Here is a 25,269-nt window from a genome sequence, read left to right as displayed (position 1 = left end):
AATTGAATGTAAACAAGAAACGAACACTATGAAAAAGACAATGTTTTACCTAACAGCAGTGTGTTTTAGTAGCATGCTGATTGCATGTGGCAACCCCGAAAATAGAAATGATTCAGAAACAATCGACGATCCCATCGACGCTCCGACAGACGGCGTTGATCCAATGGATACGATGCGACGCGATACCACCGATACGTTAGGGCAGCCTATGCCGACCCCTACACCTCCGATGAACTAGGAGTAAATTGCAATCTATTTTCTACATATAATTCAAATTTAAGGTGATGCCGCGTTTAGGTGTCATCTTATTTTTTATTCGCTACATAGTAAAAAACTAAGATATTATGGACACTGAAAAAAAAGGAAACCCAAAAGACCTTTATGAAAAACCGCCCTTCCCGCTACAACCGCAAGATCCACCAGGAGTGGAAAGCGAGATGAAGCCCATTCCTGATCATGGCGAGCACAGCTATAAAGGTTCTGATATTTTAAAGGACAAAGTAGCGATAATTACTGGCGGCGATTCAGGAATCGGTAAAGCGGTAGCTATTGCCATGGCCAGAGAAGGCGCGGATATTATTATTTCCTACAAAGATCCAATGGAAGATGTCGATGCACTGGATACAAAAGAATGGGTAGAAAAAGCTGGGAGAAGGGCCGTTTTGGTTCGAGGAGATATCCGCGATGAATCACTTTGTAAAGAAATTGTTCAGCAAGCAGTTGACGTTTTCGGAAAGATAGATGTTCTTATTAACAACGCGGCTTATCAAATGACATATCAGACGGTGGAAGAAATAACTGCTTCGGAGTGGAATAAAACCTTCGAAACAAATATGAGCGCTATGTTTTATTTTGTAAAGCATGCAAAGCCTTATATGTCCCCCGGTGCATCTATTATTAATACCACCTCCGTAAATGCCTATAGCCCCAACCCAACGTTATTACCTTATGCGGCAAGTAAAGGGGCGATACAAAACTTTACATCAAGTCTAGCCCAGATGTTCCTTGAAGACGGTTCTGGAATTCGTGTAAATGCGGTAGCGCCGGGGCCTGTGTGGACACCATTAATTCCAAGCACAATTCCAAGCCATGAGAAATTCGGAGAGAATACACCCATGGGGAGGCCCGGCCAACCCGCCGAAATGGCAGCCATTTATGTGTTTCTAGCTTCTGACGCCGCTTCGTATATTTCCGGAGCGACGATCCCGGCGACGGGGGGAAGGCCGACAATTTAAAAACATTGGTAACCGCCACTTAGCGCCAGTAAAAAGAAAAAACGGACGGAGAACCGAAAAGCAAGGGCTTGAGGATCTCCCTTTTCAATTTGATTACATGTAGATGTCTAGCGGAGGGAAAATGGAAAGCGATCAATGAAAAATCATTGACCGCTTTCTTTTTTAGTTACTCCAACTGCCGGAGCGACTAGAATGTATCAGAGCTATAAACCCAGCTCATTTGGTTCCTGCCGAGCAGCATCGCGTACGGTTTTGATATAATCGTGTGCCATGTATTGCTCCTCAGATTGATGTCTTATTGTGTTCAATAGGGCGACCGGTATCTCATCAGCATCCTGAAGCGCTTCTGTGTATGCCTTTTTGAAAGCATCCTCTCCGCGTTCGCAACTTTCTAATACAGAGAGTCGATCGTGACCAGTGATGCTTGTTTTTATACCCATCCACATTCTGAATAGTTTGCCACTGACCATCGTGCTGGTCGTGGCTGTCTCACCTTCCATCTCAATAAACGGTTCAAGCTCTCGAACGAAATCTTGTGATTGATTTCTAAATCGTGCAAAATTGCTGTGTAAATCTTCATTATGATCTTTGGGGAGTAGTTCTGCAGCTTTATTATAACCCTCAATACGGTCATTATTAATTTGGATCAAGTCCTGTATAAGTTCTCTTAAATCTTCCATAATAGTGCTTTTAATAGAAGAACACAAGACTCTGACATTTGGTTGAGTATGTAATTTCATTTAGGTGTTTTGCTGAATAAATCAGGTATAAGTCATTCACACGAACGAGTTGTTTACGTGTTTCACGCGTAAAATACCCGCAGTAGTTTCGAGAAATTCAGGTATAAATCAACATGCTATCAGGTGTTTTATTTCCTTTATAGGATTGATTTTTGTTTCGACCTTTACTTACCTACGAGATAAGAAGATAAACAACAAATGACTATCAACGATGTTTCTATTATGTTCAATCTTTGTCAAGGTGAAAAGATTGGATACTTGCTAACAAACAGGCAGGGGAAACCTTTATTACATAACGACTATCTTTGTAAAATTCTATCTAGAACACGTCAGGATTTCAAAAAGTATACTACATTTGACTACTTGCCTAAATCTATTGAAAAACAACTGTCTAAGTTTTTAAGCCCAGGGGAAAAGCAAAGTTTTAAGCCACTGGAGATAGAATTCAACCCACGAGATGATGATGTAAATAAAAGGGTGAAAATTGCAGTAAATAGATTGGATGTCCAGGAGCATGACGTTGCTCTGATGATGATGTTTTTTGAAAAGCAGAGCTCCGACGCCGACAAGGAAACAGAGCGGTTCCATCGATCTTTAATTGATTTTCAAAAATTTGAAAGTGAGCATGCCGGGAAGGTCATGCACGACACAATTGCGCAGGAATTATACGCTGTTCGCATTTCACTGCAGCGATTTCTTCTATCCTTTGGATACAGCGAAGAAATCATGCCAATTAAAGGGATGCTTAATGATGTTATCGGAAAGGTTAGGGATTTGGCGAACAATTTACGCCCCTCTGTGTTACATGATCTAGGGTTCACTAGCGCGATTGATGATCTTGTATTTAATTTGGGTAACCATAATATAACGTTCAAGATTATTATTGATCCGCGGATCAGTGCCGTATCCAGCGAGGTGCATTACAGCGCATATAGAATCATGCAGGAAATGCTTGCTAAGTGCGTGTCTCACCGCGAGGTCACACAAGTACGTGTCGATATCAGGGTTAAAGATCGGAACCTTGTTATGTCTTTCGATATAGACTGTGAACATTTTGCAACTGAAATGGAAATTTTGTTGAATCGAGGAACGGGAATGGAAATTCTTAATAATCGAGTAGCGCTTTATTCCGGAACGATTATTATAAGTAAAGCATCCGGTAAAAGCTCAGTAGAGATAAAATTACGTATAAAATAATTAAACACCTATGATAAAAATAATATTAGCTGAAGACCATCAGGTAGTCCGTAACGGAATAAAGCTGCTTCTTGAATCTCAGGACGGCCTAGGCGTTGTCGGTGAAGCTAATAATGGAAATGAGGTTCTGGCCTTATTAAACTCGGGGATGAAGGCAGATCTTGTGCTCACAGATATTAGCATGGAAGGGATCGATGGAATCGAGCTTATTGGACGACTTGGAAGCGAATACCCCGATATAAAAGTTGTCGTTCTCTCCATGCTCAATAATAGTCAGCATGTCTTTAGGGCGTTTGAAAATGGAGCTTTAGGTTACTTGGTCAAGAACATAGGTTATGAAGAATTACTCTTTGCGCTGAAGCACGTGTATTCGGGAGGCCGATATCTGAGCGAAGAAATATCAATGATGCTACTAGATAAAATGCGTGATGCGCCAACGTCCAGGTCCGATGTAGATACGCTTTTAGCAGAAATGGATATTACCCAACGCGAATTGGAGGTTTTACAGTACATAAGTGAAGGTTTCACGAACTTAGAAATTGCCGAGAGATTATTTTTAAGCAAACGTACCGTAGAGGGACATCGTCAGAACCTAATTGATAAAACGGGAGTAAAAAACTCAGCTTCTCTAATAAAAATGGCGGTAAAAACTGGGCTTGTTAAATAGTTAATTTTATAAGCCCTGATTACCTCGTGCATAGGATATTTATTTTGTTGCGAATTTTGTTGTTTAATTTTTACTTTTGGGCATGACCAAAGAACAATTACAAGACTTGAGGGACCGCGTTACGTCTCTGAGGAGGCATCTTTGACATCGATGTCAAGAAACAAGAAATCGGTTCTCGTACAGAAATAACCCTACAATCAGACTTCTGGGATGAACCTAAAGCAGCAGAAAAAGTGTTGCATGAAATTAAGAATTTAAAAATTTGGACTGACCAATTTGACGAGGTTTCTTCGGTAGTTGACGATGCTGCAACAATGTATGAGTTTGTGCAATCTGGTGATGCTTCCGAACAAGAAGGGGAAGAGCATTATCGAAAGGCACTTGCCGATGTCGAAGAGCTTGAGTTCAAAAATATGCTTTCAGCAGAAGAAGACCAGCTTGACGCTATCTTGCAAATTACTGCTGGTGCCGGAGGAACAGAGTCCTGTGACTGGGCGGCGATGCTTATGCGTATGTACATCATGTGGGGCGAGAAGCATGGCTGCAAAGTATCTGAGCAAGACTATCAAGAAGGTGATGTTGCCGGCATTAAAACGGTGACATTACAAATTTCAGGCGATTTTGCGTATGGATATCTAAAAGGCGAAAATGGTGTGCATCGTTTAGTGCGTATTTCTCCATTTGACTCCAATGCAAAGCGACATACTTCATTCGCATCCGTTTATGTATATCCGCTCGTAGATGATAATATAGAAATAGAAGTAAAAGATGCCGAGGTGGAGTGGGATACCTTCCGTTCAGGAGGGGCCGGTGGACAAAACGTAAATAAAGTGGAGACGGCCGTACGTTTGCATCACAAACCGACAGGGATCATCATCAAAAACCAAGAATCGCGTTCGCAGCTGCAGAACAAAGAAAACGCAATGCGTTTGTTGAAATCTCAGCTTTATGAGATAGAGATGCGTAAACGTCGGGAGGCGACCGCGGCTATTGAAGGGTCGAAAAAGAAAATTGAATGGGGATCGCAGATAAGAAATTATGTCCTGCATCCTTATAAGCTTATTAAGGACCTACGTACCAACCAAGAAACATCAAATACGCAGGCAGTATTGGATGGTGATTTGGATGAATTCTTAAAAGCCTACCTAATGGAATTCGGCGGGTAAGCTATAGAATAGAGCGCTAGAAATTTTCTTTCTGGCGCTCTGCTCTAGTCGATCTGCGTTGGATCATTCTTAAAAAGAATTCTTCCACATCATACTTTCTACTGGGCGGATAGTTTTATTGTTATATTTCGCGTTTCCTTTGCTGTTATAGAGCGTTTCAATGTCCCCCTCAACTACGAAATAAATGAGCTGGCCGATCGGCATCCCTGCATAAATTCGGACAGGATGAGCGACCGAGATCTCTAGCGTCCACGTGTTGCAAAATCCCACGTCGCCCTTGCCGGCTGTCGCATGGATATCAATGCCTAGACGCCCCGTACTAGACTTGCCTTCTAAGAACGGCACATGGCCGTGCGTTTCCGTATATTCTAGCGTCACACCAAGATAAAGTGTTCCGGGCTCTAGGACGAATCCTTCTGCTGGTATTTCAAAATGATCAATTTCATTATGTTTTTTTGCATCCAAGACCTCACTTTTGTATGTAGCCAAGTACTTTCCTAAATGTACGTCGTAGGAATTTGTGCCTAAACATTTTCGGTCAAAAGGCTCAATAACGATCGATCCTTTCTCTATTTCTTCTAGAATTCTTTTGTCTGATAATATCATGCTACGATTTCAAATTCCTGTTTTCAGATTAGTCAAAAATAGGATTTCAAAAATACGTTATTGCTTCTATTCAGACAACTTTAATTTGTGGTGGTGGATTGACTACTTTCATCCATGTTTTTCAGTTTTTCGTGTTCGTTCGGGATAATTAGTTTGTGATAGATTCCACAAAGCAAAATAGGAGCAGCGAGCTGTCCAATAAACAGCCCCATGTGTTTATGTCCTATGCATTTCAATGTTCCTCCCGCGACTAACGCCGCGCCCGCCAGGCAAAGATAAGCCTTCGAGGGCATAACATCATTCTTACAGCAATGAGTCTCCCCATGATACTGGTTTTCCGTTTCTTTGTTTTTAAAATTTTCCATAGTCCTTGTTTTTAGATTATTTTACCACGTAGTCATCTTTCATATAGAATGGTATAGACAAGAAATGGTTCCTCTTTTTTTTCAACAAGTAGTTTTTGGGCGCTATCGGGTGTTTTCTTTTTTTTGAAACGCGGGCCGAGATTGTTTCTGTTTTATAATCGATCGGATTTTATGATGTTTTTTATCGTATTATGTTGATTATAAAATATTTATCAGGTTGTGAGGTATTTAATCATTATTTCAGGTATTTTCCTGAGCAACTAATTCCGGTAGAACTGGTTCTAATAGAACAAAAAAACAAAATGATATGAAAACTTTGAAATATGTGCGCGAGGGTGGGCAAGGTTCCCTTATCGCTACTACGATAGCCAACCCTAAAGGAGACAAAAACCAACAGCGGAGTGAAAACGGCGAAGCTATATCTGCGATGCCTGTTTCTACGCAACCGACGTCAATAGATGCGGAGCTGCTTCCAGATGACGGGGAGCGCGTAGAAAATTTACCCCCTGAACAGCCGGATGTCGAACCATTAAAACGTGAAAACCCAGATCTTCAAGAGATCGAAGAGAATCAACCGCAGGAAAAGCCAGATGTATCGCCGCAGGAAAAGCCAAAGCCCGATACTGGTGTAGAAATTGAGCCGGAGCCCGATACAGGAGTTCCAGGAGAACGATCGCCCAGGGCTGTGCCCGCTAAAGACCCGATAGTGGAGCCTGGGACGAACCCTATGGATGAGGTTAGTTCTTTGTTTATTTAATAAACCTACAACGTGGCGTTTACGTTTGTTTTCTTGGAGTATTTAGGGGTATGTTTTTTTGGTCTCGCTCAACGAACTATGGAAAATATGTTCCAAGCATCAAAATGAATTTTTTCAAGTGGTCAAAGTACAAACCCTGTAGGTGTAACGCATTTCAATAGCTTGATGTTATCGACCCAATCTTCTTGTTGTAAATGGGAGTACAGCTTACAGTGCGGAAGATTGATCTGGATCTATATAGTTGTAGCGGCTTAGAGATGATTGCGTGCTTGGTAGCCCTATTATAATACTATCGCGATATGGAAAATCCTGCTTTAAAGTTCGTACGGCAGGACGCTCACATAAAGTATCCTCTAAGTGGAGTGCTGTTAAAAATGCGATTTTAATCATATCGATCTCCTAAATTATATTAGTCTTGTCTATGCTACCGCTAGGTTATCGTGCTGGAATAGTGATATTCTTAGCTGTTCTTATAATGAACGCCTATAGAATGTATTGGTTTTTTTTGAATGGTTTTCCTAACCGGTGACAATAACGATCCACGGGGCAGCTATCTGTACGAAAATTAGTGCATATCCGGTGTAAAGCAGGACACCCGCGCTTTAGTGTTCTTTTTCTGAGACATTAATAGACGATTCGTACTCTGATAGCATACAAAGGGGCCTTTTTTTTAAAAATTGTATTAAATACGGGTAGAAATGCGCGCTTAATTCGTGTTAGCCCTTTTAGAAGGTATTTTCTCGGTATTTAGAAAAACAACTACCTATTTTGTTTTTAAATTATTTTTAATTCATGCTGCAAAGAATATGTATTTGTTCTATCCTATCCTATTAAGAGCCTAAATTTCCTTCCTAAAATAACTACTTATTTGGAGAAGGTATAAATACAAGAGCTGATTGTCCGTTAATCGAGGACGTTGATTTTTGATAGTTTTTGCATTTTTTTTGAGGTGTTCATGGTCTAACATGGTAAACTTAAAATCAATATTTATGGAACGTAGACAAATGAACATCGCATTACAGAAGAACGAGGGAATCCTTAAGAACATCGCTTATAAGTTCACCAAAGATCCCGAAGAAATTCAAGAGCTTGTGCAAGAAACAATGGTTCGGTCACTTCGCTACATTGATAAATTTATTAACCACCCTAAATTGGTGGCATGGTTATATGTAATCATGAAAAATGTCTATATAAACCAGTACCGTCGAATCCAGAAAAGAACACAATATGAGAATTTTCAGATCTTTTCTTGTAAAAATGACGGCGCTCTAGAGCCAGCATCCGCCAACACTGTCGAAGATAAGTTTGTGGCAGACGATATTTTATTCGCCATGAGCAAGTTGCCAAAGGAAAATGCCGAACTGTTTTTACGATATCTAGAGGGCTATAAATATCGGGAACTCGCGGATCAATTTAACATGCCTCAAGGAACGGTCAAGACGAGGATACACTGCACGCGTAAGTTCCTTCAAAAGCAACTGGCCGTTTATAAGAAGGTTGGATAGTAAAATAAGTCCATCCTTGTGTCGCTTTTACTGTTCGCTGTCCCCAGAAGACTAATATATTAAGCGCCCCTAAGAAGCCGCAATGTATATCAGGCGTGTAAAGGCATGACTTGTTAGATGAATCCACCGCAGCATTGTTGGTGGATTCGTATTTAGTTCTTACATTTAACAATGGCATTGGTGTATTTACGAGAACTCGACACAGAGACCAAGTTTGCAATTTGGAAAATTGAAGAAACTGAGCAAGAATTAAGCGCTCGTTTGCAGCTCAATAATGATGAGTGTGAGAAGTTAGCACGCTTGAGCAAGGGCAAAAGAACGCTGCATTGGTTGGCGACGCGAGTGCTTCTGCGCTATCTGTTACGCACGGACAATTATATCTCATGCCCCTCTGATCAAAATGGTAAACCCTATCTTCCCGATTATTCATACGAAATTTCACTAACGCATTCTTATGACTACGCGGGGGTGCTCATGTCTAGTGCCGGGCCGTGTGGTTTAGACCTGGAAATTGTGAAGGATAAAGTCTTACGGATCAAAGAGAAGTTTCTTTCTGAAGAAGAACTTAGCTTCATTCAACCCGAAAATATTGAACAGCTCTACGCGTGTTGGTGTGCCAAGGAGGCCGTCTATAAATTGCAAGGAAATAAAGGCGTTTCTTTCTTAGGCAACATGCGCATCTTACCGTTTACCTACGCACCGCAGGGTGTTATGACACTTGAGCTTACAAAAGAAGATACAGTAACTTCTTTCCAAGTATATTACGAAAAATTTCAAGAATACATGCTGGGTTATGTCACTAGCGCAAGATAATATCAGCAGCGGTTGCATAATTCTCGAGAAAAACCCCTTCTATTATTTATTTCAAGCGACGATTATTTTCTGAACATGGGTATATCGCGTGCAAGGATTCGAGAGTATCCTAATCGCGTATATTCGCCGCGCCGTGCCACGTTTAGTCAGATTCGGTATAGAATAATGGACAATCTTTTGAAAAATTGACGATTTGTTAACTCTCTGTAAATGATGCTTTCATATTGGTTGTCGTACTTTGTAAAAAACCGTTATGAAACGAGACGTTGAATTAGTTGTCATCTCAGACGTGCACCTTGGAACATATGGCTGCCGTTCTCGCGAACTTATGCAATACCTGTCCTCTATCAATCCGAAAAAGCTAGTTCTTAATGGCGATATCATTGATATATGGCAGTTCAGAAAAAGTTACTTTCCCGAATCGCATTTAGGCGTGTTGAAATACATCCTGGACATGGCCTATCAAGACTGCGAAGTCACGTATATTACGGGAAATCATGATGAAATGTTGCGTAAGTTCGGTAAAATGCAATTTGGTAATATTGGCCTTACTAACCGCTTGCTTCTTGAGCTAAACGGGAAAAAGGTTTGGATCTTTCATGGGGATGTTTTTGATGCCTCGATTCAACATACAAAATGGCTGGCTAAGCTTGGCGGATGGGGCTACGATCGATTGATTCAGCTTAACAATGTCATTAACTGGATGCTTACGGGGCTAGGTCGGGAGAAGTACTCCCTTTCTAAGCAGATTAAAAATTCAGTTAAAAAAGCCGTACGGTTTATTTCTGATTTCGAAGAAACTGCATCTCATCTTGCGATTGAAAACCGCTATGATTATGTAATATGTGGACATATTCATCAGCCACAGATGCGTACTGTTGAGACGAAAAAAGGAAGCTGCGTATATTTGAATTCAGGGGATTGGATAGAGAATTTGACCGCACTCGAGTACAACAAAGGTGAATGGACACTTTTTAATTACGAGGAACAAAAGCATTTCTTGGGAGAGTACAAAGAAAGTGCTGTCGCGTTTCGGCATAATATGGAACAGTTACTAAACAACATAATCAGTGACAGACGGTGACAGTACATTTGTTAATCTTTAGATGCAGGGAAATGTACCTGTGAAATATGCAATGCGGGTGATAGAAGAACCCGCTGATGCGTCTCACCTAACGTTAATTCGTTAATGTTATTCTCCAGGGGTGAATATGCCGTTTTTCGCATAATGTGTCATGCTGAACCGGCGGAAAGCTTCGGGAAGATGACCTATAACTCCATGTGGACGTACAAAGTAGAAGCTCCGGTCCATGCATAGGTTCTCGACCTCAACAACAACCAACTCGCCGTTTTGTATTTCTTTATGTATAGCGTAAACAGATAGAAAAGAAAAACAGTCCGTTTTACGCAGAAAGCTTTTGATACTTTCAGTACTCGCTAGATGAACTTTCACGTGTAGGTCTTGCCAAGATATACCGGCATTGGTTACCGCTCTACGGATAACATCGTTGGTGCCAGAGCCCTGTTCGCGCAAGACAAATTCCAAATCCAATAGCTGAGCCGTGTCGATAGATTGTCCGGGAATGATTTTCGGATTCTCTCGACGCGTGACCAAAACAATTTCATCTTTCAGGAATGTCTCATATTTCATCGCTACATTGTCCGAAAGTCCTTCTACAACACCGAGGTCGATGGTGTGATTAATTAGAAAATCCTCGATGTTCCTAGTATTGCCCTGTAACACATTGAGTGTAATGTTGGGGAAGGCAAGATGGAAAGCCGCTATGATATCCGGAAGGATGAAGTGGGCAAGCGTTGTACTCGCACCGAGTCTAAGCTCTCCTGACAAAATCCCTTCCATCAATCCTAGTTCGCAATTGAAGTTTTGATAAACCGCTGTAATCTTCAAAGCGTGTTCCAGAAACAGGGCTCCAGCCTTCGTTAACCCAAGACGATGACCGCTACGTTCGAAAAGATTACGCCCTGCTTGCGACTCCAACTCTTGAATATTTTTGCTTACAGCGGGTTGGGAGATATTCATTTCCTTTGCCGCCCGAGTAAAATTTAAATGTCGGGCGGCCGAAATGAATACCAATATCTTGAAGTCAACGTTAATCATATTCAATTATAAACAAAATATTTTTCCCCGAACTTATTCAACCTCGAAACCGTATTTTCGATAAATTGCTTTAGCCTCATCAGAAACCAAATAGGCGATAAATAAATCAGCCGCCTCAGGTCGTGGAGCAGCCTTAAGTCTACCAGCAACATAACTAGCTTTGATGTTGTGCTCTAAAGGAATGGCGATTTCTTGGACTGGGTTGCCGATCATTTTTTGGTAGATAACCTCAGACGTCCACACGGGTGCTACATCGCTTTGGTTTTTTAGGATACGGAGCGGGCTCTCGCGATGGTGAATTCGAGTAAGATAGGTGCTGCCGTCCGCTGTCTTTTGCTCCATAATCGTTTTTCGAAGGGTTTCACCACCCACTTTAACGTACGCTGTTTCGATTTGTTTTCCAATTCCCTCCCAGGCGGGATTGGGCATCGCTACCTTGAGTTTCGGATCCCTAAGGTCATCAATGCTTCGAATATTTTTTGGATTACCTTCCGGTACCATCAAAGTCAATCCATTGTAGGCATATGTTTCAGTTCGACTAAAATACTCAGCCATTGAGTCGATTCTTGCTTTACCTGCCGCGAAGATATCCGGTTTATGTGTTACACGTAAATTTCCAATAGTAAGCGAACCGCCTTTAATTTGTTTAGCTAGGATGCCGGGGGGTAGCGTTTCTACAAAAATGCGTTCGATTTGCGGGTTTTGCTTTTTAAAACCCGTCAGGAGCTCGTCAATACACATAAACTGGTTGCCCGCGAAAAATATAACGAGCTGTGGATCCACGATGTCTCCATATAGATCAGGGACATTATTGATGCCATGAATGGTGAACTCAACGGCTGATTTTGGAGGCGTATTCCATGGCGGATCAAAACGATGTTCGTTTTGTCCATATAGCGTTTCATTAAAGAATAGTATAAAAACTAAAAGAATACAATGTTGTATCATTTTCAAATAGATTATCATTATAAAATTGTTTATGGTTTGATAACGGTCCAGCCTTGTTGACTGCGAATAACGAGCTCCCCGTTTCCTGTGGGAACGAATGCTAGAAAGTCGTATAGTTCACTTTTTTTGATGTTGCGTTCTTTCAATGTGTTCAGGCACTGCACTACTTTTACACCTTGATTCACTAACTTTTTTATAGCTTCCTCGTACTCGCTATTCTTTTTAAACGCTTCGGTACCACCTGAGAACGCGACCAGTTCGACCTCAAGCTTTCCTTGTAATCGAGGGTCGTTAAGCAAGTTGCTTATATTTCGAATCGCTTTTTTTATAATCTCTGGTGAGCCTGAATCTAATTGATAAATAACGCGATATACCGTCAATGTAGGTTTTGCGCCAGTATATTCTTTGTTTAACGCCAGTGCGTCTTGTGCTTTTACTTGCGTGCTCAGGCAGCAGACTAGCAATGCTAGGAAAATGATTTTTTGTTTCATTGTGATGTAATTTATATGCTATTTAAAAATTGAAAGGCCCGTATTTATGCTGTTCTACAGAAATATTGTCGGCGTACGGTGGATATGGAGAATCCTTTGGCTTTCTTTGTAAATCCGGATAATCGAGTTCTTTGTTTGCTTTCTTGGGTCTGTCATGACTATTGATGTACGCGGCTACGTCGTATGCTTGTTCATCACTGAGCTGTGGCGCATCGGATGTGACTCCAAGGGGCATATTCCCTTTGATAAATTTTGCTGCGGTTAGAATACGAGACATGCCCGCTCCGTCATTATACGTGTCTTCCCCCCATAGCTGCGGGTAGATATAGCCGCCATCGCGGTTGCCGTTGGTACCTAATAAACCCTGTCCTTTGTCGCCGTGACAGCTTGCACATGTGTTTTTATAAACTAAAGCGCCATTTTTTAAGTTGGCGGACCGTTCAGGGATTTTTATGGTCAAAAAACCTTGGCCCTCTAATCGTTGACCAACCGGGGTTCCTCGACTAATATGTTTAATATAGCTGATCATTGCGCGCATGATTGTACTATTCACATCGATAGCTTTACCGTTCATACTACGTTCAAAGCAACCGTTAATCCGTTCCTCCAATGACACAATTTTGTTTTCTCGGCCTACGTAAATGGGAAATAGCCCCGTGAGACCGATATACGGCGCGGCGTGCGGTTTGGTGCCTCCGTTTAAATGGCAACTTGAGCAAGAGAGTCGATTCCCTGTAATCTTGTGGTCAGTTTCTGGGCCGATTGATGCGTACGTTTCAGTAATTAAACGGTGGCCGTATTCAGCAAGCTTACCTTCTGGTGAATCGTCGAAAGGAGGGATGTCAAAATTATCTGATATAATGGTATTTTTTACGGAATCCGAGTTATTGTTTGTCGGTATTGTTCCTTCAGACCCACTACTTAGATGAATATTTGTAAGCGTAATACTCAAAAGTATTATACATAAAATAGCTATTACTTTGATCTGCCTAACGACACCTTTGATAGCGAGGAATGTTTCATTATTATGTTTAGATGTTAGCATAAAACAAATGTCGCCATAATAAAGCTGCGTTAGAAATGATACTTTATTATCGTATATAACAAATTGTTATGGTAATAATGTGGTTACCTGTAAGTAAAAATCAGTTGATTTTCACATCTTCGTTTGACGCATTTAAATTCTAGTATATCTGTCGTTATAATAGTCATTTTTACCGAAATGGGCATTACTTGGATGTCGATGATCCACGAGAGTAGGTAGAAGAATAGAAGAGTGAGTGTTAAAAGTGTATTATCTCGCTGATCTGTTCATTGATAAATTTCACCGTGAGGGCATCGGTGAAGTTTCCTTTCTCATCGAGCTCGTTTTGTACCTGAGGAATGTGAATCTTTAAAGGGAGTACATGCATCCGCATGTAGTTGCAGACGCCAGTAAAATGATCGATGCCGCGAATGTTTCCATATTTCCCAGAAGAGAGCCCCACCAGAGCAGCCTTCTTGTGGTAAAATGAAGCAGGAAATGAACATGCGTCTATAAAGGTTTTTAGAATGCCTGGAAAGCTCCCATTATATTCAGGAATAACGAAAACGAATTTCTGTGCGCCCGATATTTTAGCTTGTATTGGTTCGAAGGTTTCACTGCGCTTCCCATAAAGATCGGTGAAAGCAAGTTGATGTGGGATGTCGATCAGTGAGAGTATCTCCCAGTCGCCTTCGTCTTTGGCTCGTAACTGCTGTAGATAATAATTAGCAATTTTTAAAGAGTTGCTCTTTTCTCTGTTTGTTCCAGATATAATTAAGTTCATTCGATATCATTTGCTTTAAAAACCCTTTTATGCATATTGAGTGGTAAAGCTATTTTTTTGTATCTTAGCAACCTTAGTCAGTGGTAAAAGGACTTTTGTCAAAAGTACTAATTTTAACATCATTTAAGCATTTCCTTTGATTGGGAAATGTAAATTTGGGTTAAATTTGGGGACGACGTCTGACATTGATAGTTAGATTTAGAAAGGATTTCAATCTCATGGGAAAAATAATAGCAATTGCTAATCAAAAGGGTGGTGTAGGTAAGACAACAACGTCAATCAACCTTGCGGCAAGTTTAGCCGTTTTGGAACATAAAACGTTACTTGTTGATGCGGATCCACAAGCCAACTCAACTTCCGGTATTGGGTTTGATCCTCGTGCAATAAAATCGAGTGTTTACGAATGTCTAGTCAATGATTTAGATCCGCGTGATGCTATCCAAGCTACCGAAACACCAAATCTCGATTTATTACCTGCTCATATAGATTTGGTGGGAGCCGAGATTGAGATGATCAACATGGAAGAACGAGAGTTTAAAATGTTGAAAATGTTAGCGGAGGTTAAAGACGATTATGACTTTATCATTATCGACTGCTCTCCGTCGCTCGGCCTAATTACGATTAATGCGCTGACGGCATCTGACTCTGTAATTATTCCGGTGCAATGTGAATATTTTGCACTTGAAGGACTTGGTAAACTACTCAATACAATTAAAATTGTGCAATCTAGGTTAAATACATCGTTGGAAATTGAAGGCATCTTGCTAACGATGTATGACGTACGCTTGCGCTTGTCAAATCAAGTAGTCGAAGAAGTACGTACCCATTTTGCGGACCTCGTTTTTGAAACGATCATCCAACGTAACACGCGTTTAAGTGAGGCTCCAAGTTTTGGGATTTCTGTGATTATGCACGATGCGTCCTGTAAAGGCGCGATCAATTATTTGAATTTAGCGCGAGAGATCTTGCAGAAAAATGGCCTGGTAATCGAGGAATCGCAAAAAGCAACAGTATAATATGGCAATACAGAGAAAAACGGGATTAGGGAAAGGCTTAGGAGCTTTGTTGCAGTCTGATGATATAGAAGTCTCTAAAGGCAAACAGCCGGCGGCGCCAGTAAACAAAGAATCGACGAATACAGCTGCCGGGAGCATTAATTTTATAAAAATTAGCCAGATAGCGGTCAATCCGTTCCAGCCAAGATCGGATTTCGATGAACAATCTTTGCAGGAGTTGGCGGATTCTATTGTTAATCAGGGCCTAATACAGCCTATAACGGTTCGTCAGATTGGTAAAAACGAATACCAGCTTATAAGTGGGGAACGTCGATTACGGGCGTCCAAGATGGCAGGAATCGAGGATGTTCCGGCATATGTGCGTACGGCCAACGATCAGCAGATGCTGGAGATGGCACTAATCGAAAACATCCAACGCGAAAACTTAAATGCTATTGAGGTTGCTTTGAGTTTTCAACGCATGATTGAAGAATGTAACCTAAAGCAGGATCAACTTGGTGAGCGTGTGAGTAAGAATCGTTCTACAGTTACGAATTACTTACGTCTTTTGAAGCTTCCTCCAGTAATTCAAGCTGGGATTCGCGATGGACAGATTTCTATGGGGCATGCGCGAGCATTGATCAATGTAGGAGAGATCGAGAAACAGTTGTTCGTATTTCAAGAGATTATAGACAAAGGTCTTTCCGTTAGGATGACCGAGATATTGGTGCGTAATATTCAAGAGCAAAGTAAACCTAAGAAGAATCCGGTTGGCAAGCAGCTTGATTTTCAGTATCAAAAAATTGAGGATGATTTAGCATCACGCTTCTCGACACGGGTACGATTGAACCTGAAAAATAGCAAGGGAAAGGGCGCTATTGAGATTCCGTTTGATAGTGAGGATGACCTTAGTCGTATCCTAGAGTTATTAGATTGGTAATGCGATATTTACTCTTATTATTTTTTTTTGTAGGACTTCAAAATTCAGGAGTCGCACAGGAACCTTCTCAACCTGATACTGTTAAAAGGGTACCGATTGAAGTACCTATGGATTCCGTGCAGATTGATTCCGTTGAACTTGGTGAGCAACCTTCTGAGCAGGATACCGTGGAGGAAACGCGTAAAGAGCGCAGGGCACGCATAGCGGCGGAAAAGGAAAGAGAAAAATATTATTATAAAGGAATAAAGAAGGATTCGGCGCGCCTAGAGATAGAGCGCCTTTCGCGTGTAGCATGGAAGCGTTCTTTGATTCTTCCAGGTTGGGGGCAGCACACCAATAAAGGCTTATGGTGGGTAAAGGTACCTGTCATTTATGGCGGGTTTGTGGGTGGATATTTGGTGTTCGATTATTGGCAATGGTATTACACCAAGTTTCTAGATGAATTGGCATACCGCGTGGAAAATAACGGTGAGGTTGAAAGTAGGGATCCTGATTTACGAGGATATAGAACCATCGAAGGGCTCGTTAAGCAAAAGGATTATGCTCGTCGTAACCGAGATTTGACAATTTTAGTGACAGCGGGTTGGTGGGGTTTAAACGTCGTAGAGGCTTACGTGGATTCTATGCTGAAAAATCGCTGGAGTATCGGCTCTGCGATCACGATGAAAGTTAGCCCGACATTAATGCCTTCCTATGGCTATGCTAACAGTAACCTACTGGGCGGATATGGTGTCAGTCCGGGGATTAAGCTGACGATGAATTTGAACTAACAATAACCAATATTTATGAAAATAGTACTTTTAGGATATGGGAAAATGGGGCAGCTAATCGAGAAATTTGCTGCTAAACGGGGCCACGAAGTTGTACTCATCATTGATAAAGATAACAGGGAGTCAATAACAGCCGACGACCTACAGGGAGCTGATGTAGGGATCGATTTTAGTGAGCCCGCAGCTGCTATCGATAATATTAACCTCTGTTTTCAAGCCGATCTTCCCATTGTGGTGGGAACCACAGGCTGGTATGACCAGTTGGAAGAAATTAAAGCGAATTGTCTAAAAGATAATCATGCACTCCTTTACGGATCGAACTTCAGTATTGGTGTTAATATCTTTTTTCATATCAACAGACAGCTAGCAAAAGTGATGAATCCCTACAAGCAATATGATGTTCAAGTAGAGGAGATTCATCATGTACACAAACTTGATGCGCCAAGTGGCACCGCGATAACAATCGCGGAAGGAATTATTGACGGGCTCGAAAATAAGGGTAGATGGGTAAACAACCTTGTAGATGACGGGCCGGAAATTATTCCTTCTGCAGAAGAGCTTCTGATCGAAAGTCATCGAATTGAGGAAGTTCCAGGTACGCATACCGTATTGTACAGCTCTGAAGTCGATCAAATTGAATTTAAGCATACGGCACATTCTAGAGCTGGGTTCGCTCTTGGTGCGGTTGTTGCCTCGGAATGGCTTGCAGGGAAAAGAGGATTTTATCAAATAACCGATATTTTCGATTTCAATGCATAACGTTTCCTAGCATTAGGCAATCAACTGCTAGGAATCATAATTTTTGATATTTAATAATTTTATATGTGGTATATCATTTTTGCCGTAATCACCATCGCCTCGCTATATGGCTTGTGGCTACTGTTTAAGAAAGCTGGGAAGCAAGGCTGGGAAGCGATAATTCCCTTTTACCGGGAGTATGTGATGGCGGAACTCACGGCTCGCCCAAAATGGTGGGTGATTTTATTGATCGTTCCTATTGTCAATATATTTATATTCTATGGGTTGTATTTAGATCTATTAAAATCTTTTGGTAAAAGAAGATTTTGGGAGACCGCGGTCGCCGTTATACTTCCGTTTATTTTCTTGCCTCTTTGGGGAAATGATAAGGACGTTAAATACTTAGGCCCATCCAATACAGATGAATTTAGAAAGAAATATCCATATCATAAATCCGTTGGACGAGAGTGGGCAGACGCGATTATTTTTGCTACAGTTGCAGCATCACTCATCCGTGGATTTTTAATTGAAGCTTATATGATTCCTACTGGTTCGATGGAGCGGAGCTTACTTGTGGGAGACTTTCTGTTTGTCAGTAAGTTGAATTACGGACCTCGCGTGCCGATGACACCAATTGCATTTCCATTTGCGCATCATACCATGCCGATAACAGGTGGCAAAGCGTACTCTGAGGTAGTTAAACTTCCTTATAAGCGTCTTCCAGGTTTTCAGAACATCAAGCGCAACGACGTTGTGGTATTTAACTTCCCTGCCGGAGATACGGTCGCCTTGGAAGCGCAGGAACAAACCTACAGTGATTTAGTACGCACATACGGGGCTGAAGCTGTAAATAACCAGTTTACCATCACCACACGTCCGATTGATAAGCGCGAAAACTATATTAAACGATGCGTCGGGATGCCGGGAGATGAGGTTTCCATGGCGAACGCTGTATTATATATTAATGGTGAATCGGCAACGATTCCCGAAGAGATGCAGATAGACTATTATGTGTTTACCGATCAGGCTGGTCTGAATCCGGAAAAGCTTAAAGACATGCGTATCGAGTACGCGCAGGGACAGCCGGGTGTTTATCAGTTGCATATGACAGAACAAGAAGCTGAAGTGGTGCGTTCGTGGAGTAACGTGCAGCGCGTAGAGTCGGGTATACTTAGCCCGGAAGAAAGCCAAGGGACAACATATCCGCACGATAAGCATTTTCGATGGAACTATGATAATTTCGGACCGATACTCATTCCTGCAGCCGGAGCAACGATTACCCTAGACTCTTTAACCGCGCCTTTATACGGAAGAGTTATTCGTGATTATGAAGGAAACAGTTTCGAAAAGAAAGGTGAGGCTTACTATATTAATGGTGCGCCAGCGAAAACATATACATTTAAACAAAATTACTACTGGATGATGGGGGATAATAGACATAACTCCTTAGATTCTCGTGGTTGGGGTTTTGTACCAGAAGACCACATTGTTGGAAAGGCTCTCTTCACATGGATGAGTTGGGATAAGGACGGTACATTCCTTTCTAAAATCCGATGGGAAAGAATATTTAAAGGTATAAACTAGAAGTTTTTACTTACTGTCAAATTAAATAGGGGTAGAGATCATTAAAGATTTCTACCTCTATTTATTGATCTATGGCCTGATTCCCTAAATGATCCATGCTCACTTAGGGATGAATATTAAGCCCTAAGAGCTCCCAGGTATCGGCTTATAGTTTCTTCTAGTCCTAAATAGAGAGCATCTGCAATTAAAGCATGACCGATACTTACTTCGAGTAATCCTGGGATATGTTCGTTGAAGTATTTCAAATTGTTTAAGTCGAGGTCATGTCCCGCATTCAGCCCCAAACCGACCTCTTGGGCTTTTTGTGCTGCTTTTATATATGGAGAGATCGCTTGTTGCGTGTTAAAGCCGAACACCTCGGCATACCCTTCAGTGTATAGCTCTACCCGGTCTGTACCAGTCTCTGCTGCTGCCTCAACCATTCGTTCATCGGGATCAACAAAAATAGATACGCGGATCCCTTGATCTTTAAAAAGTTTTACCATATCCTGTAAATAGCTTTTATTAGCAATGGTATCCCAGCCATGATTTGACGTAATCTGTCCCAATGCATCCGGAACCAAGGTGACCTGTGTAGGTCTATTGGCCAAGACAAGGTCGATAAACTTCTGCTCTTGGCAATTACCTTCAATATTAAACTCAGTTGTAATTTCTGCCTTCAGATCATAAACATCCTGATAGCGAATGTGGCGTTCATCCGGGCGAGGATGCACTGTGATACCTTGGGCACCAAACCGTTCACAGGCCAACGCGGCAGCGAGTACATTCGGCACATTTCCACCTCGAGAATTACGTAGGGTAGCTATTTTGTTGATATTAACGGATAGTTTTGTCATCTCAAAAAATTCTAGTAGTTAATACAAATGTATTGAATTTTCTCGATTTCTTGATTCTTATTCCGAGTGGTATAAAGCGGCGCGGACAGTTCGTAGAGTATAATTTTGAGAGGCAGATCCAATCAGCGTATATTTTAATTCGTGGGCGCGGAAAAACATAGCCTAATTTTTGTTAAATTGCAGACAACTAACACATGGAAAATTTTGATCTCAATATCGTAAGCGGCTTTCGTTTGCTTGATATCATCGATATCTTGCTGGTCGCTATTATCATATACTACGTATATTCTTTAATCAAAGGTACTATAGCCGTTAATATTTTAATCGGGGTAGGGTTGTTTTATGGAATATTCTTAGTCGTGAAACAGATGGAAATGCGTCTGTTAACCGAGATCTTTGGTGGATTCATATCCGTCGGTTCCATTGCTTTAATCGTCGTGTTCCAGCAGGAAATACGTCGTTTCTTAATTCATATTGGAAAAAACATATCATTACGTCGCAAGAAAGTATTCTGGTCTTTTCTTGGTAATAAAAAGACGAGCCATGTGGACAATAGCGAACACATAAAACCTATTATCGATGCTTGTCGAAGTATGTCGAAGTCTCGAACAGGTGCATTGCTGGTTTTTTCGCGTTATTTCGATGAAGAGTATTATCAGTCGAGTGGCGAATATATAGACGCGCCGGTATCCAAGCGTTTGCTGGAGTCGATTTTTTTTAAGAACAGTCCTTTACATGATGGTGCTGTCGTCATAGTGGATTTTCGCATTATGACGGCGAGTAGCGTTTTGCCCATTTCCGATAGCGATGATTTACCTCCCCAGTTTGGATTGCGTCACCGTGCTGCCATCGGAGTAACAGAAGTTTCCGAGGCAATAGCAGTAATTGTCTCGGAAGAGACAGGTGAGATATCGCTGGCACAAGATGGTAACGTTAATATGAATCTTAGTCCAGAGGAACTGGAGAAACTTCTGAAAGAAGAATTATAGTTCGATTTTTATATTCTAATTAAGGTATATTTTAGAATATTGTATTCATTTAATTCCGTTTGTCTGAATCATTTCGTAAATTGGAAACAGTAAACCACTAAATTTTTTGATATGCATTTCGATCAGCAAAACCCCTTAGATATCGTATTGAACGACTTGTTCGACCATTATAGTGAGAATGTAAAAGATGTAAAGAAAATTACCAGAGAACTCTTAGCTCGTGGCGTGATATCTTCTCAAAAGGATATTGTTAACGATCACATTGCCTTTCGTACATTGGGCGTTCCTCATCTGGGCATACGCTCGTTTGAGAAGATTTTTCTTGCATATGGCTACAAGCGTGAAGATGCCTATCATTTTGAAGGAAAGAAGCTCGATGCATATTGGTATTCGCCACCAGCTGAGGGCTACCCGCGAATTTTCGTGTCCGAGCTGATTGTGTCTGCATTGAGTGAATCCGCACAGCAGACGATACATAGTTACACATCGAAAATAACAGCTGATCCCGTAGATGAGCTCGACTTAAATGATGGTAAACAGGTTGCAGATTTTTTACAGCGTCCACTTTGGGATTTACCGACATCGGAAGATTATCAGACACTGCTTCGTGAGAGTGAATATGCAGCGTGGGTTATCTATAACCGATATTATTTAAACCATTATACGATAAGTATCCATGAACTTCAGGACGGCTATAATACGTTGGAAAGTTTTAATGCTTTCTTAGAAAGTATCAGTATAAAATTAAATAGCTCGGGAGGGACGATAAAAACTAGTGAGGACGGCTTATTACGCCAAAGTAGTACAGTTTCAGCTCTCTATGGAGCCCGTTTCTCCGATGGGGTAACCTTAGAGATTGCTGGGAGTTATGTAGAGTTTGCCGAACGCGGCATACTGCCTGCATTTCGGGGACTTCCCCTGTCAGAAATCAAAGCAAAACATCGCCGTGATGGTTTTGAAACGAACAATGCTGATCGGATATTTGAAAGCACCTATACCGATCAGATTAAAGGAGCTAATAACAAATAGTTTCCCAAATATCATGAGGAGAGCGTTAGAAGAGTTAGCTATTCGGCTCGCAGGCGAGTTATATTGGGATGAACCGATGCGCACTTTATACGCTACGGATGCCTCCGCATATCGGCAGATGCCGCTCGCAGTTTCTATTCCGAAAAATGCTGACGATTTACGGACGCTGATTCAATTTGCGAACAGGCATAAAGTATCGTTGATACCACGAACCGCAGGTACATCGCTAGCCGGACAAGTAGTTGGCGAAGGGATCGTAGTGGATGTTTCACGTTATTTTACGAAAATAATTGAGCTCAACGTGCAGGAAGGGTGGGTTCGTGTGGAGCCTGGCGTGATCCGTGATGAGCTTAATATGTATCTTGCCCAGTATGGCTTGTATTTTGGTCCCGAGACGTCCACTGCAAATCGAGCGATGATTGGCGGGATGGTGGGAAACAATTCGTGTGGATCAAATTCTCTACTTTATCAAAGCACCCGAGAGCATACACTGGAATTGTCGGTACTTTTGTCTGACGGTTCGCAGGTGAATTTTTCTGCTCTAAATTTTGATGACTTTATTCGCAAATGTGAGCTTGACAGTCGAGAGGGTACGCTTTACCGGCATATCCGTTCATTGCTTTCAGATTTCCAAAACCAAACACAAATACGCCTCGAATTCCCTAAGAAGTCAATACCGCGGCGTAACACAGGCTATGCATTGGATCTACTTTTAGATAGTGATCCATTTACAGCAGGGGCTGAAGCATTCAACTTTTGTAAGCTTCTCTGTGGATCCGAAGGGACATTGGGAATTATCACAGAGATTAAGCTTCGCGTATTGCCAAAACCAGTCAATCCAACAGGACTTCTTTGTGTTCATTTTCATAGTGTGCACGAAGCCTTGCGGGCAAACCTTATCGCTTTGGAACATAAACCGCTTGTTTGCGAGCTTATGGATCACCATATTCTGGAACGTACTAAGGATAACCTAGAGCAACGTAATAATCGATTTTTTGTTGCCGGGAATCCTGCCGCGATATTAATTGTCGAATACGATGGCGAAGATATCATTGCCCTGCAGAGTAAAGCTGCGACCGTCGAGCAAGATATGCGGAGTATGGGGCTGGGCTATCATTTTCCGCTGGTAACAGGAGCACAAAAAAGACAGGTATGGAATCTTCGTAAAGCAGGACTAGGGTTATTGAGCAACATTCCTGGAGATGCCAAACCTGCTTCGGTAGTTGAAGATACAGCCGTAGATGTGCAAGACCTTCCCGAGTATATTGCTGAATTTGACGCATTGCTGGAAAAAAAAGGCCTCTATTCAGTGCACTATGCCCATGCTGCAACAGGGGAACTGCATCTTAGACCCATTCTTAACCTGAAAACCGCTGAGGGGCGAGTTCAGTTTCGGAAGGTGGCGATAGATATTGCACGACTGGTGAAAAAATATCAAGGCTCTCTTAGTGGAGAACATGGTGATGGTCGGTTGCGTGGAGAATTTATATCTATGATGATAGGGGAGCATAATTATGGACTGCTAAAAGATATTAAACGTACCTGGGATCCAAATGGGATATTCAATCCTGGGAAAATCGTAGATAGCCCCCCAATGGACTCGTTTTTACGATATGAACTTGCTCCAAAACGACCGATCCGTTCGGTATACCGTTATGGAGGTCAAAATATCCTTCAACATATCGAACAGTGCAATGGCTCGGGGGATTGTAGGAAATCGCATTTATCGGGCGGTACGATGTGTCCATCTTATATGGCAACGCGGGAGGAAAAAGATACCACACGTGCTCGGGCAAATATGTTGCGTGAAATACTCTACACCTCAGAGAAACAAAATCCATTCGACCACCCACACCTTAAAGAGGTACTTGATCTGTGTATCAGCTGTAAGGGCTGTAAATCCGAATGCCCCTCTAGCGTCGATATGGCTAAGCTGAAAGGAGATTTTCAACAGGCATATTACAAGGCAAACGGTGTGCCTTTTCGCAGTTGGATAATTGCGAACATAGATCGAGTAAATGCTTTTATTATGCCAATTGCTCCGCTCTATAACATCTTTGTGCGCATGGATTGGTCATCCAGGCTGATAAACTATCTCGTTGGATTTGCCTCTGAACGCAAGTTACCTGAGCTTTCGAGAATAACGCTGCGAAGGTGGTTCTCGAATCGTACAATCATGCCAGTTGGGGATCGCCAAAAGAAGGTTTTTTTATTCATCGACGAATTTTCGAATTACAACGAGGTGGAAATTGGTAAAATGGCTGTAAAGCTACTCGAACGTTTAGGTTTTCAGGTCCATCTCACTCAGCACCCCGGAAGCGGCCGCGCTCTAATTTCGAAAGGGTTCCTCCTGAAGGCGCAAAAGGTTGCAAACAAGCAAGTAAAGATATTTTCCGATTTAATCGATGATTCGACTTATCTAATCGGTATTGAACCTTCCGCAATATTGAGTTTCCGTGATGAATATTTAGATTTGGTAAACGAAGATTTGCTTGATAAAGCACGGGCATTAGCCGAGCGTGCACTAACAATCGAAGAGTTTATTGCGATGCAAGCTGAAATTGGAAATATTACCAGCGATCAGTTTACCACACAAGCTCAACACGTCATGTTGCACGGACACTGTCAGCAGAAGGCTTGGGGCTTGGAGAAAAAGGTAGTTGCCGCACTTAATCTGCCACTGAATTATACGGTAGAAACGATTGCCTCAGGTTGTTGTGGTATGGCTGGTTCGTTCGGTTATGAGAAAGAGCATTTTGCCATTTCCCAGAAAATCGCAAACCTTGTACTCTATCCGGCGATCGCCAGCAAACCTCCCAGTGTTATCATCGCGGCATCGGGGACATCTTGTCGTCACCAGATTAAAGAGGGAACGGACCAAAGCGCAGTTCACCCTGTAGAAATATTGTTTAAAGCTTTAAAGGATTAAATGATAAAAAAGGCGCTACGGTACGTAACGCCTTTTAAATAG

The 25,269-nt window shown here is 41.8% G+C and carries 26 protein-coding genes; 17 read left to right on the top strand and 9 right to left on the bottom strand.

What is annotated here, in order from left to right; genetic code table 11:
• The coding region (locus HP439_RS04450; protein ID WP_216657762.1) for a hypothetical protein at positions 1–238 on the top strand (238 nt) is incomplete at its 5' end.
• Positions 239–344: 106 nt separating this feature from the next.
• Positions 345–1,235: an SDR family oxidoreductase gene (locus HP439_RS04445; protein WP_172389144.1), complete on the top strand. Its 891-nt coding sequence runs from the start codon at positions 345–347 to the stop codon at positions 1,233–1,235.
• A 203-nt stretch (positions 1,236–1,438) separates the two neighbouring features.
• Here HP439_RS04445 and HP439_RS04440 read toward each other — a convergent pair whose 3' ends face one another.
• Positions 1,439–1,915, bottom strand: a complete 477-nt coding sequence (locus tag HP439_RS04440) for a ferritin-like domain-containing protein (RefSeq protein ID WP_172389143.1) — start codon at positions 1,913–1,915, stop codon at positions 1,439–1,441.
• 258 nt (positions 1,916–2,173) lie between these two features.
• Here HP439_RS04440 and HP439_RS04435 point away from each other — a divergent pair, with 258 nt between their 5' ends.
• The 3 genes from HP439_RS04435 (at position 2,174) to prfB (ending at position 5,005) form a co-directional block, all read left to right on the top strand.
• Positions 2,174–3,172: a sensor histidine kinase gene (locus HP439_RS04435; protein WP_172389142.1), complete on the top strand. Its 999-nt coding sequence runs from the start codon at positions 2,174–2,176 to the stop codon at positions 3,170–3,172.
• Between the two features lie 10 nt (positions 3,173–3,182).
• Positions 3,183–3,839, top strand: coding sequence for a response regulator transcription factor (locus tag HP439_RS04430; RefSeq protein WP_172389141.1), 657 nt, complete (start codon positions 3,183–3,185; stop codon positions 3,837–3,839).
• An 82-nt stretch (positions 3,840–3,921) separates the two neighbouring features.
• Positions 3,922–5,005 (top strand): peptide chain release factor 2 gene (gene prfB / locus HP439_RS04425; RefSeq protein WP_172389140.1). Its coding sequence is split into 2 segments (ribosomal slippage): positions 3,922–3,981 and positions 3,983–5,005, totalling 1,083 coding nucleotides; the frame shifts between segments, so codons are not numbered across the junction.
• A 69-nt stretch (positions 5,006–5,074) separates the two neighbouring features.
• On the opposite strand, the gene dcd is transcribed toward prfB, so the two are convergent.
• Positions 5,075–5,611, bottom strand: a complete 537-nt coding sequence (gene dcd / locus HP439_RS04420; protein WP_172389139.1) for a dCTP deaminase — start codon at positions 5,609–5,611, stop codon at positions 5,075–5,077.
• Positions 5,612–5,691: 80 nt separating this feature from the next.
• Positions 5,692–5,976 carry a hypothetical protein gene (locus tag HP439_RS04415; protein WP_172389138.1) on the bottom strand — a complete coding sequence of 95 codons (285 nt, stop codon included), beginning with the start codon at positions 5,974–5,976 and terminating at the stop codon, positions 5,692–5,694.
• 307 nt (positions 5,977–6,283) lie between these two features.
• Between HP439_RS04415 and HP439_RS04410 the strand changes: the two genes are divergently transcribed.
• From HP439_RS04410 to HP439_RS04395, 4 genes are all read left to right on the top strand, one after another.
• On the top strand, positions 6,284–6,733 hold the full coding sequence (locus tag HP439_RS04410; RefSeq protein WP_172389137.1) for a hypothetical protein: 450 nt from the start codon (positions 6,284–6,286) through the stop codon (positions 6,731–6,733).
• A 989-nt stretch (positions 6,734–7,722) separates the two neighbouring features.
• The gene (locus HP439_RS04405) at positions 7,723–8,238 is read left to right on the top strand and encodes an RNA polymerase sigma factor (RefSeq protein ID WP_172389136.1); all 516 of its coding nucleotides are present in this window, start codon (positions 7,723–7,725) and stop codon (positions 8,236–8,238) included.
• Positions 8,239–8,409: 171 nt separating this feature from the next.
• Entirely contained in the window at positions 8,410–9,051 is a 642-nt protein-coding gene (locus HP439_RS04400; RefSeq protein WP_172389135.1) for a 4'-phosphopantetheinyl transferase family protein, read from the top strand.
• 253 nt (positions 9,052–9,304) lie between these two features.
• Entirely contained in the window at positions 9,305–10,135 is an 831-nt protein-coding gene (locus HP439_RS04395) for a UDP-2,3-diacylglucosamine diphosphatase (RefSeq protein WP_172389134.1), read from the top strand.
• Between the two features lie 108 nt (positions 10,136–10,243).
• On the opposite strand, the gene HP439_RS04390 is transcribed toward HP439_RS04395, so the two are convergent.
• The 5 genes from HP439_RS04390 to HP439_RS04370 form a co-directional block, all read right to left on the bottom strand.
• Positions 10,244–11,170, bottom strand: a complete 927-nt coding sequence (locus HP439_RS04390) for a LysR substrate-binding domain-containing protein (protein ID WP_246229229.1) — start codon at positions 11,168–11,170, stop codon at positions 10,244–10,246.
• 33 nt (positions 11,171–11,203) lie between these two features.
• On the bottom strand, positions 11,204–12,118 hold the full coding sequence (locus HP439_RS04385) for a substrate-binding domain-containing protein (protein WP_172389132.1): 915 nt from the start codon (positions 12,116–12,118) through the stop codon (positions 11,204–11,206).
• A 29-nt stretch (positions 12,119–12,147) separates the two neighbouring features.
• On the bottom strand, positions 12,148–12,609 hold the full coding sequence (locus HP439_RS04380) for a DsrE family protein (RefSeq protein WP_172389131.1): 462 nt from the start codon (positions 12,607–12,609) through the stop codon (positions 12,148–12,150).
• 22 nt (positions 12,610–12,631) lie between these two features.
• Complete coding sequence (locus HP439_RS04375; RefSeq protein WP_172389130.1) at positions 12,632–13,654, bottom strand: c-type cytochrome; 1,023 nt, start codon at positions 13,652–13,654, stop codon at positions 12,632–12,634.
• A gap of 238 nt (positions 13,655–13,892) precedes the next feature.
• Entirely contained in the window at positions 13,893–14,417 is a 525-nt protein-coding gene (locus HP439_RS04370; protein WP_172389129.1) for an NADPH-dependent FMN reductase, read from the bottom strand.
• 218 nt (positions 14,418–14,635) lie between these two features.
• On the opposite strand from HP439_RS04370, the gene HP439_RS04365 reads away from it, so the two are divergent.
• The 5 genes from HP439_RS04365 (at position 14,636) to lepB (ending at position 19,444) form a co-directional block, all read left to right on the top strand.
• Positions 14,636–15,433: a ParA family protein gene (locus HP439_RS04365; RefSeq protein ID WP_172389128.1), complete on the top strand. Its 798-nt coding sequence runs from the start codon at positions 14,636–14,638 to the stop codon at positions 15,431–15,433.
• Between the two features lies 1 nt (position 15,434).
• Positions 15,435–16,352 (top strand): ParB/RepB/Spo0J family partition protein, encoded by a 918-nt coding sequence (locus tag HP439_RS04360; RefSeq protein ID WP_172389127.1) that lies wholly within the window; start codon positions 15,435–15,437, stop codon positions 16,350–16,352.
• Positions 16,352–17,122, top strand: a complete 771-nt coding sequence (locus tag HP439_RS04355; protein WP_172389126.1) for a DUF5683 domain-containing protein — start codon at positions 16,352–16,354, stop codon at positions 17,120–17,122. Before HP439_RS04360 ends, HP439_RS04355 begins: the two co-directional genes overlap by 1 nt.
• 15 nt (positions 17,123–17,137) lie before the next feature.
• On the top strand, positions 17,138–17,881 hold the full coding sequence (gene dapB / locus HP439_RS04350; protein ID WP_172389125.1) for a 4-hydroxy-tetrahydrodipicolinate reductase: 744 nt from the start codon (positions 17,138–17,140) through the stop codon (positions 17,879–17,881).
• 63 nt (positions 17,882–17,944) lie between these two features.
• Entirely contained in the window at positions 17,945–19,444 is a 1,500-nt protein-coding gene (gene lepB / locus HP439_RS04345; RefSeq protein WP_172389124.1) for a signal peptidase I, read from the top strand.
• 116 nt (positions 19,445–19,560) lie between these two features.
• Here lepB and HP439_RS04340 read toward each other — a convergent pair whose 3' ends face one another.
• Positions 19,561–20,280: a pyridoxine 5'-phosphate synthase gene (locus HP439_RS04340; protein WP_172389123.1), complete on the bottom strand. Its 720-nt coding sequence runs from the start codon at positions 20,278–20,280 to the stop codon at positions 19,561–19,563.
• 194 nt (positions 20,281–20,474) lie between these two features.
• Here HP439_RS04340 and cdaA point away from each other — a divergent pair, with 194 nt between their 5' ends.
• From cdaA to HP439_RS04325, 3 genes are all read left to right on the top strand, one after another.
• Positions 20,475–21,269 carry a diadenylate cyclase CdaA gene (cdaA, locus tag HP439_RS04335; protein ID WP_172389122.1) on the top strand — a complete coding sequence of 265 codons (795 nt, stop codon included), beginning with the start codon at positions 20,475–20,477 and terminating at the stop codon, positions 21,267–21,269.
• Between the two features lie 111 nt (positions 21,270–21,380).
• A complete protein-coding gene (locus tag HP439_RS04330) occupies positions 21,381–22,298 on the top strand; it encodes a DUF1338 domain-containing protein (RefSeq protein WP_172389121.1) in 918 nt (305 codons plus the stop codon).
• 13 nt (positions 22,299–22,311) lie between these two features.
• Positions 22,312–25,227: an FAD-binding and (Fe-S)-binding domain-containing protein gene (locus HP439_RS04325; RefSeq protein ID WP_172389120.1), complete on the top strand. Its 2,916-nt coding sequence runs from the start codon at positions 22,312–22,314 to the stop codon at positions 25,225–25,227.
• Positions 25,228–25,269: the final 42 nt, after the last annotated feature.

It is taken from the genome of Sphingobacterium shayense, assembly GCF_013179575.1.
GTDB lineage: Bacteria > Bacteroidota > Bacteroidia > Sphingobacteriales > Sphingobacteriaceae > Sphingobacterium > Sphingobacterium shayense.
Note: the sequence above shows the minus strand (reverse complement) of the source record. Positions and strands in the feature narration are given on the sequence as shown.

Coding starts and splice junctions, on each gene's coding strand:
- HP439_RS04440 (WP_172389143.1), bottom strand. CDS start 1,915: ATGGAAGATTTAAGAGAACTTATACAGGACTTGATCCAAATTAATAAT.
- dapB (WP_172389125.1), top strand. CDS start 17,138: ATGAAAATAGTACTTTTAGGATATGGGAAAATGGGGCAGCTAATCGAG.
- HP439_RS04365 (WP_172389128.1), top strand. CDS start 14,636: ATGGGAAAAATAATAGCAATTGCTAATCAAAAGGGTGGTGTAGGTAAG.
- dcd (WP_172389139.1), bottom strand. CDS start 5,611: ATGATATTATCAGACAAAAGAATTCTAGAAGAAATAGAGAAAGGATCG.
- lepB (WP_172389124.1), top strand. CDS start 17,945: ATGTGGTATATCATTTTTGCCGTAATCACCATCGCCTCGCTATATGGC.
- HP439_RS04400 (WP_172389135.1), top strand. CDS start 8,410: ATGGCATTGGTGTATTTACGAGAACTCGACACAGAGACCAAGTTTGCA.
- HP439_RS04395 (WP_172389134.1), top strand. CDS start 9,305: ATGAAACGAGACGTTGAATTAGTTGTCATCTCAGACGTGCACCTTGGA.
- HP439_RS04325 (WP_172389120.1), top strand. CDS start 22,312: ATGAGGAGAGCGTTAGAAGAGTTAGCTATTCGGCTCGCAGGCGAGTTA.
- HP439_RS04435 (WP_172389142.1), top strand. CDS start 2,174: ATGACTATCAACGATGTTTCTATTATGTTCAATCTTTGTCAAGGTGAA.
- HP439_RS04410 (WP_172389137.1), top strand. CDS start 6,284: ATGAAAACTTTGAAATATGTGCGCGAGGGTGGGCAAGGTTCCCTTATC.
- HP439_RS04370 (WP_172389129.1), bottom strand. CDS start 14,417: ATGAACTTAATTATATCTGGAACAAACAGAGAAAAGAGCAACTCTTTA.
- HP439_RS04445 (WP_172389144.1), top strand. CDS start 345: ATGGACACTGAAAAAAAAGGAAACCCAAAAGACCTTTATGAAAAACCG.
- HP439_RS04375 (WP_172389130.1), bottom strand. CDS start 13,654: ATGCTAACATCTAAACATAATAATGAAACATTCCTCGCTATCAAAGGT.
- HP439_RS04385 (WP_172389132.1), bottom strand. CDS start 12,118: ATGATACAACATTGTATTCTTTTAGTTTTTATACTATTCTTTAATGAA.
- HP439_RS04340 (WP_172389123.1), bottom strand. CDS start 20,280: ATGACAAAACTATCCGTTAATATCAACAAAATAGCTACCCTACGTAAT.
- HP439_RS04390 (WP_246229229.1), bottom strand. CDS start 11,170: ATGATTAACGTTGACTTCAAGATATTGGTATTCATTTCGGCCGCCCGA.
- HP439_RS04360 (WP_172389127.1), top strand. CDS start 15,435: ATGGCAATACAGAGAAAAACGGGATTAGGGAAAGGCTTAGGAGCTTTG.
- HP439_RS04330 (WP_172389121.1), top strand. CDS start 21,381: ATGCATTTCGATCAGCAAAACCCCTTAGATATCGTATTGAACGACTTG.
- HP439_RS04380 (WP_172389131.1), bottom strand. CDS start 12,609: ATGAAACAAAAAATCATTTTCCTAGCATTGCTAGTCTGCTGCCTGAGC.
- HP439_RS04405 (WP_172389136.1), top strand. CDS start 7,723: ATGGAACGTAGACAAATGAACATCGCATTACAGAAGAACGAGGGAATC.
- cdaA (WP_172389122.1), top strand. CDS start 20,475: ATGGAAAATTTTGATCTCAATATCGTAAGCGGCTTTCGTTTGCTTGAT.
- HP439_RS04355 (WP_172389126.1), top strand. CDS start 16,352: ATGCGATATTTACTCTTATTATTTTTTTTTGTAGGACTTCAAAATTCA.
- HP439_RS04430 (WP_172389141.1), top strand. CDS start 3,183: ATGATAAAAATAATATTAGCTGAAGACCATCAGGTAGTCCGTAACGGA.
- HP439_RS04415 (WP_172389138.1), bottom strand. CDS start 5,976: ATGGAAAATTTTAAAAACAAAGAAACGGAAAACCAGTATCATGGGGAG.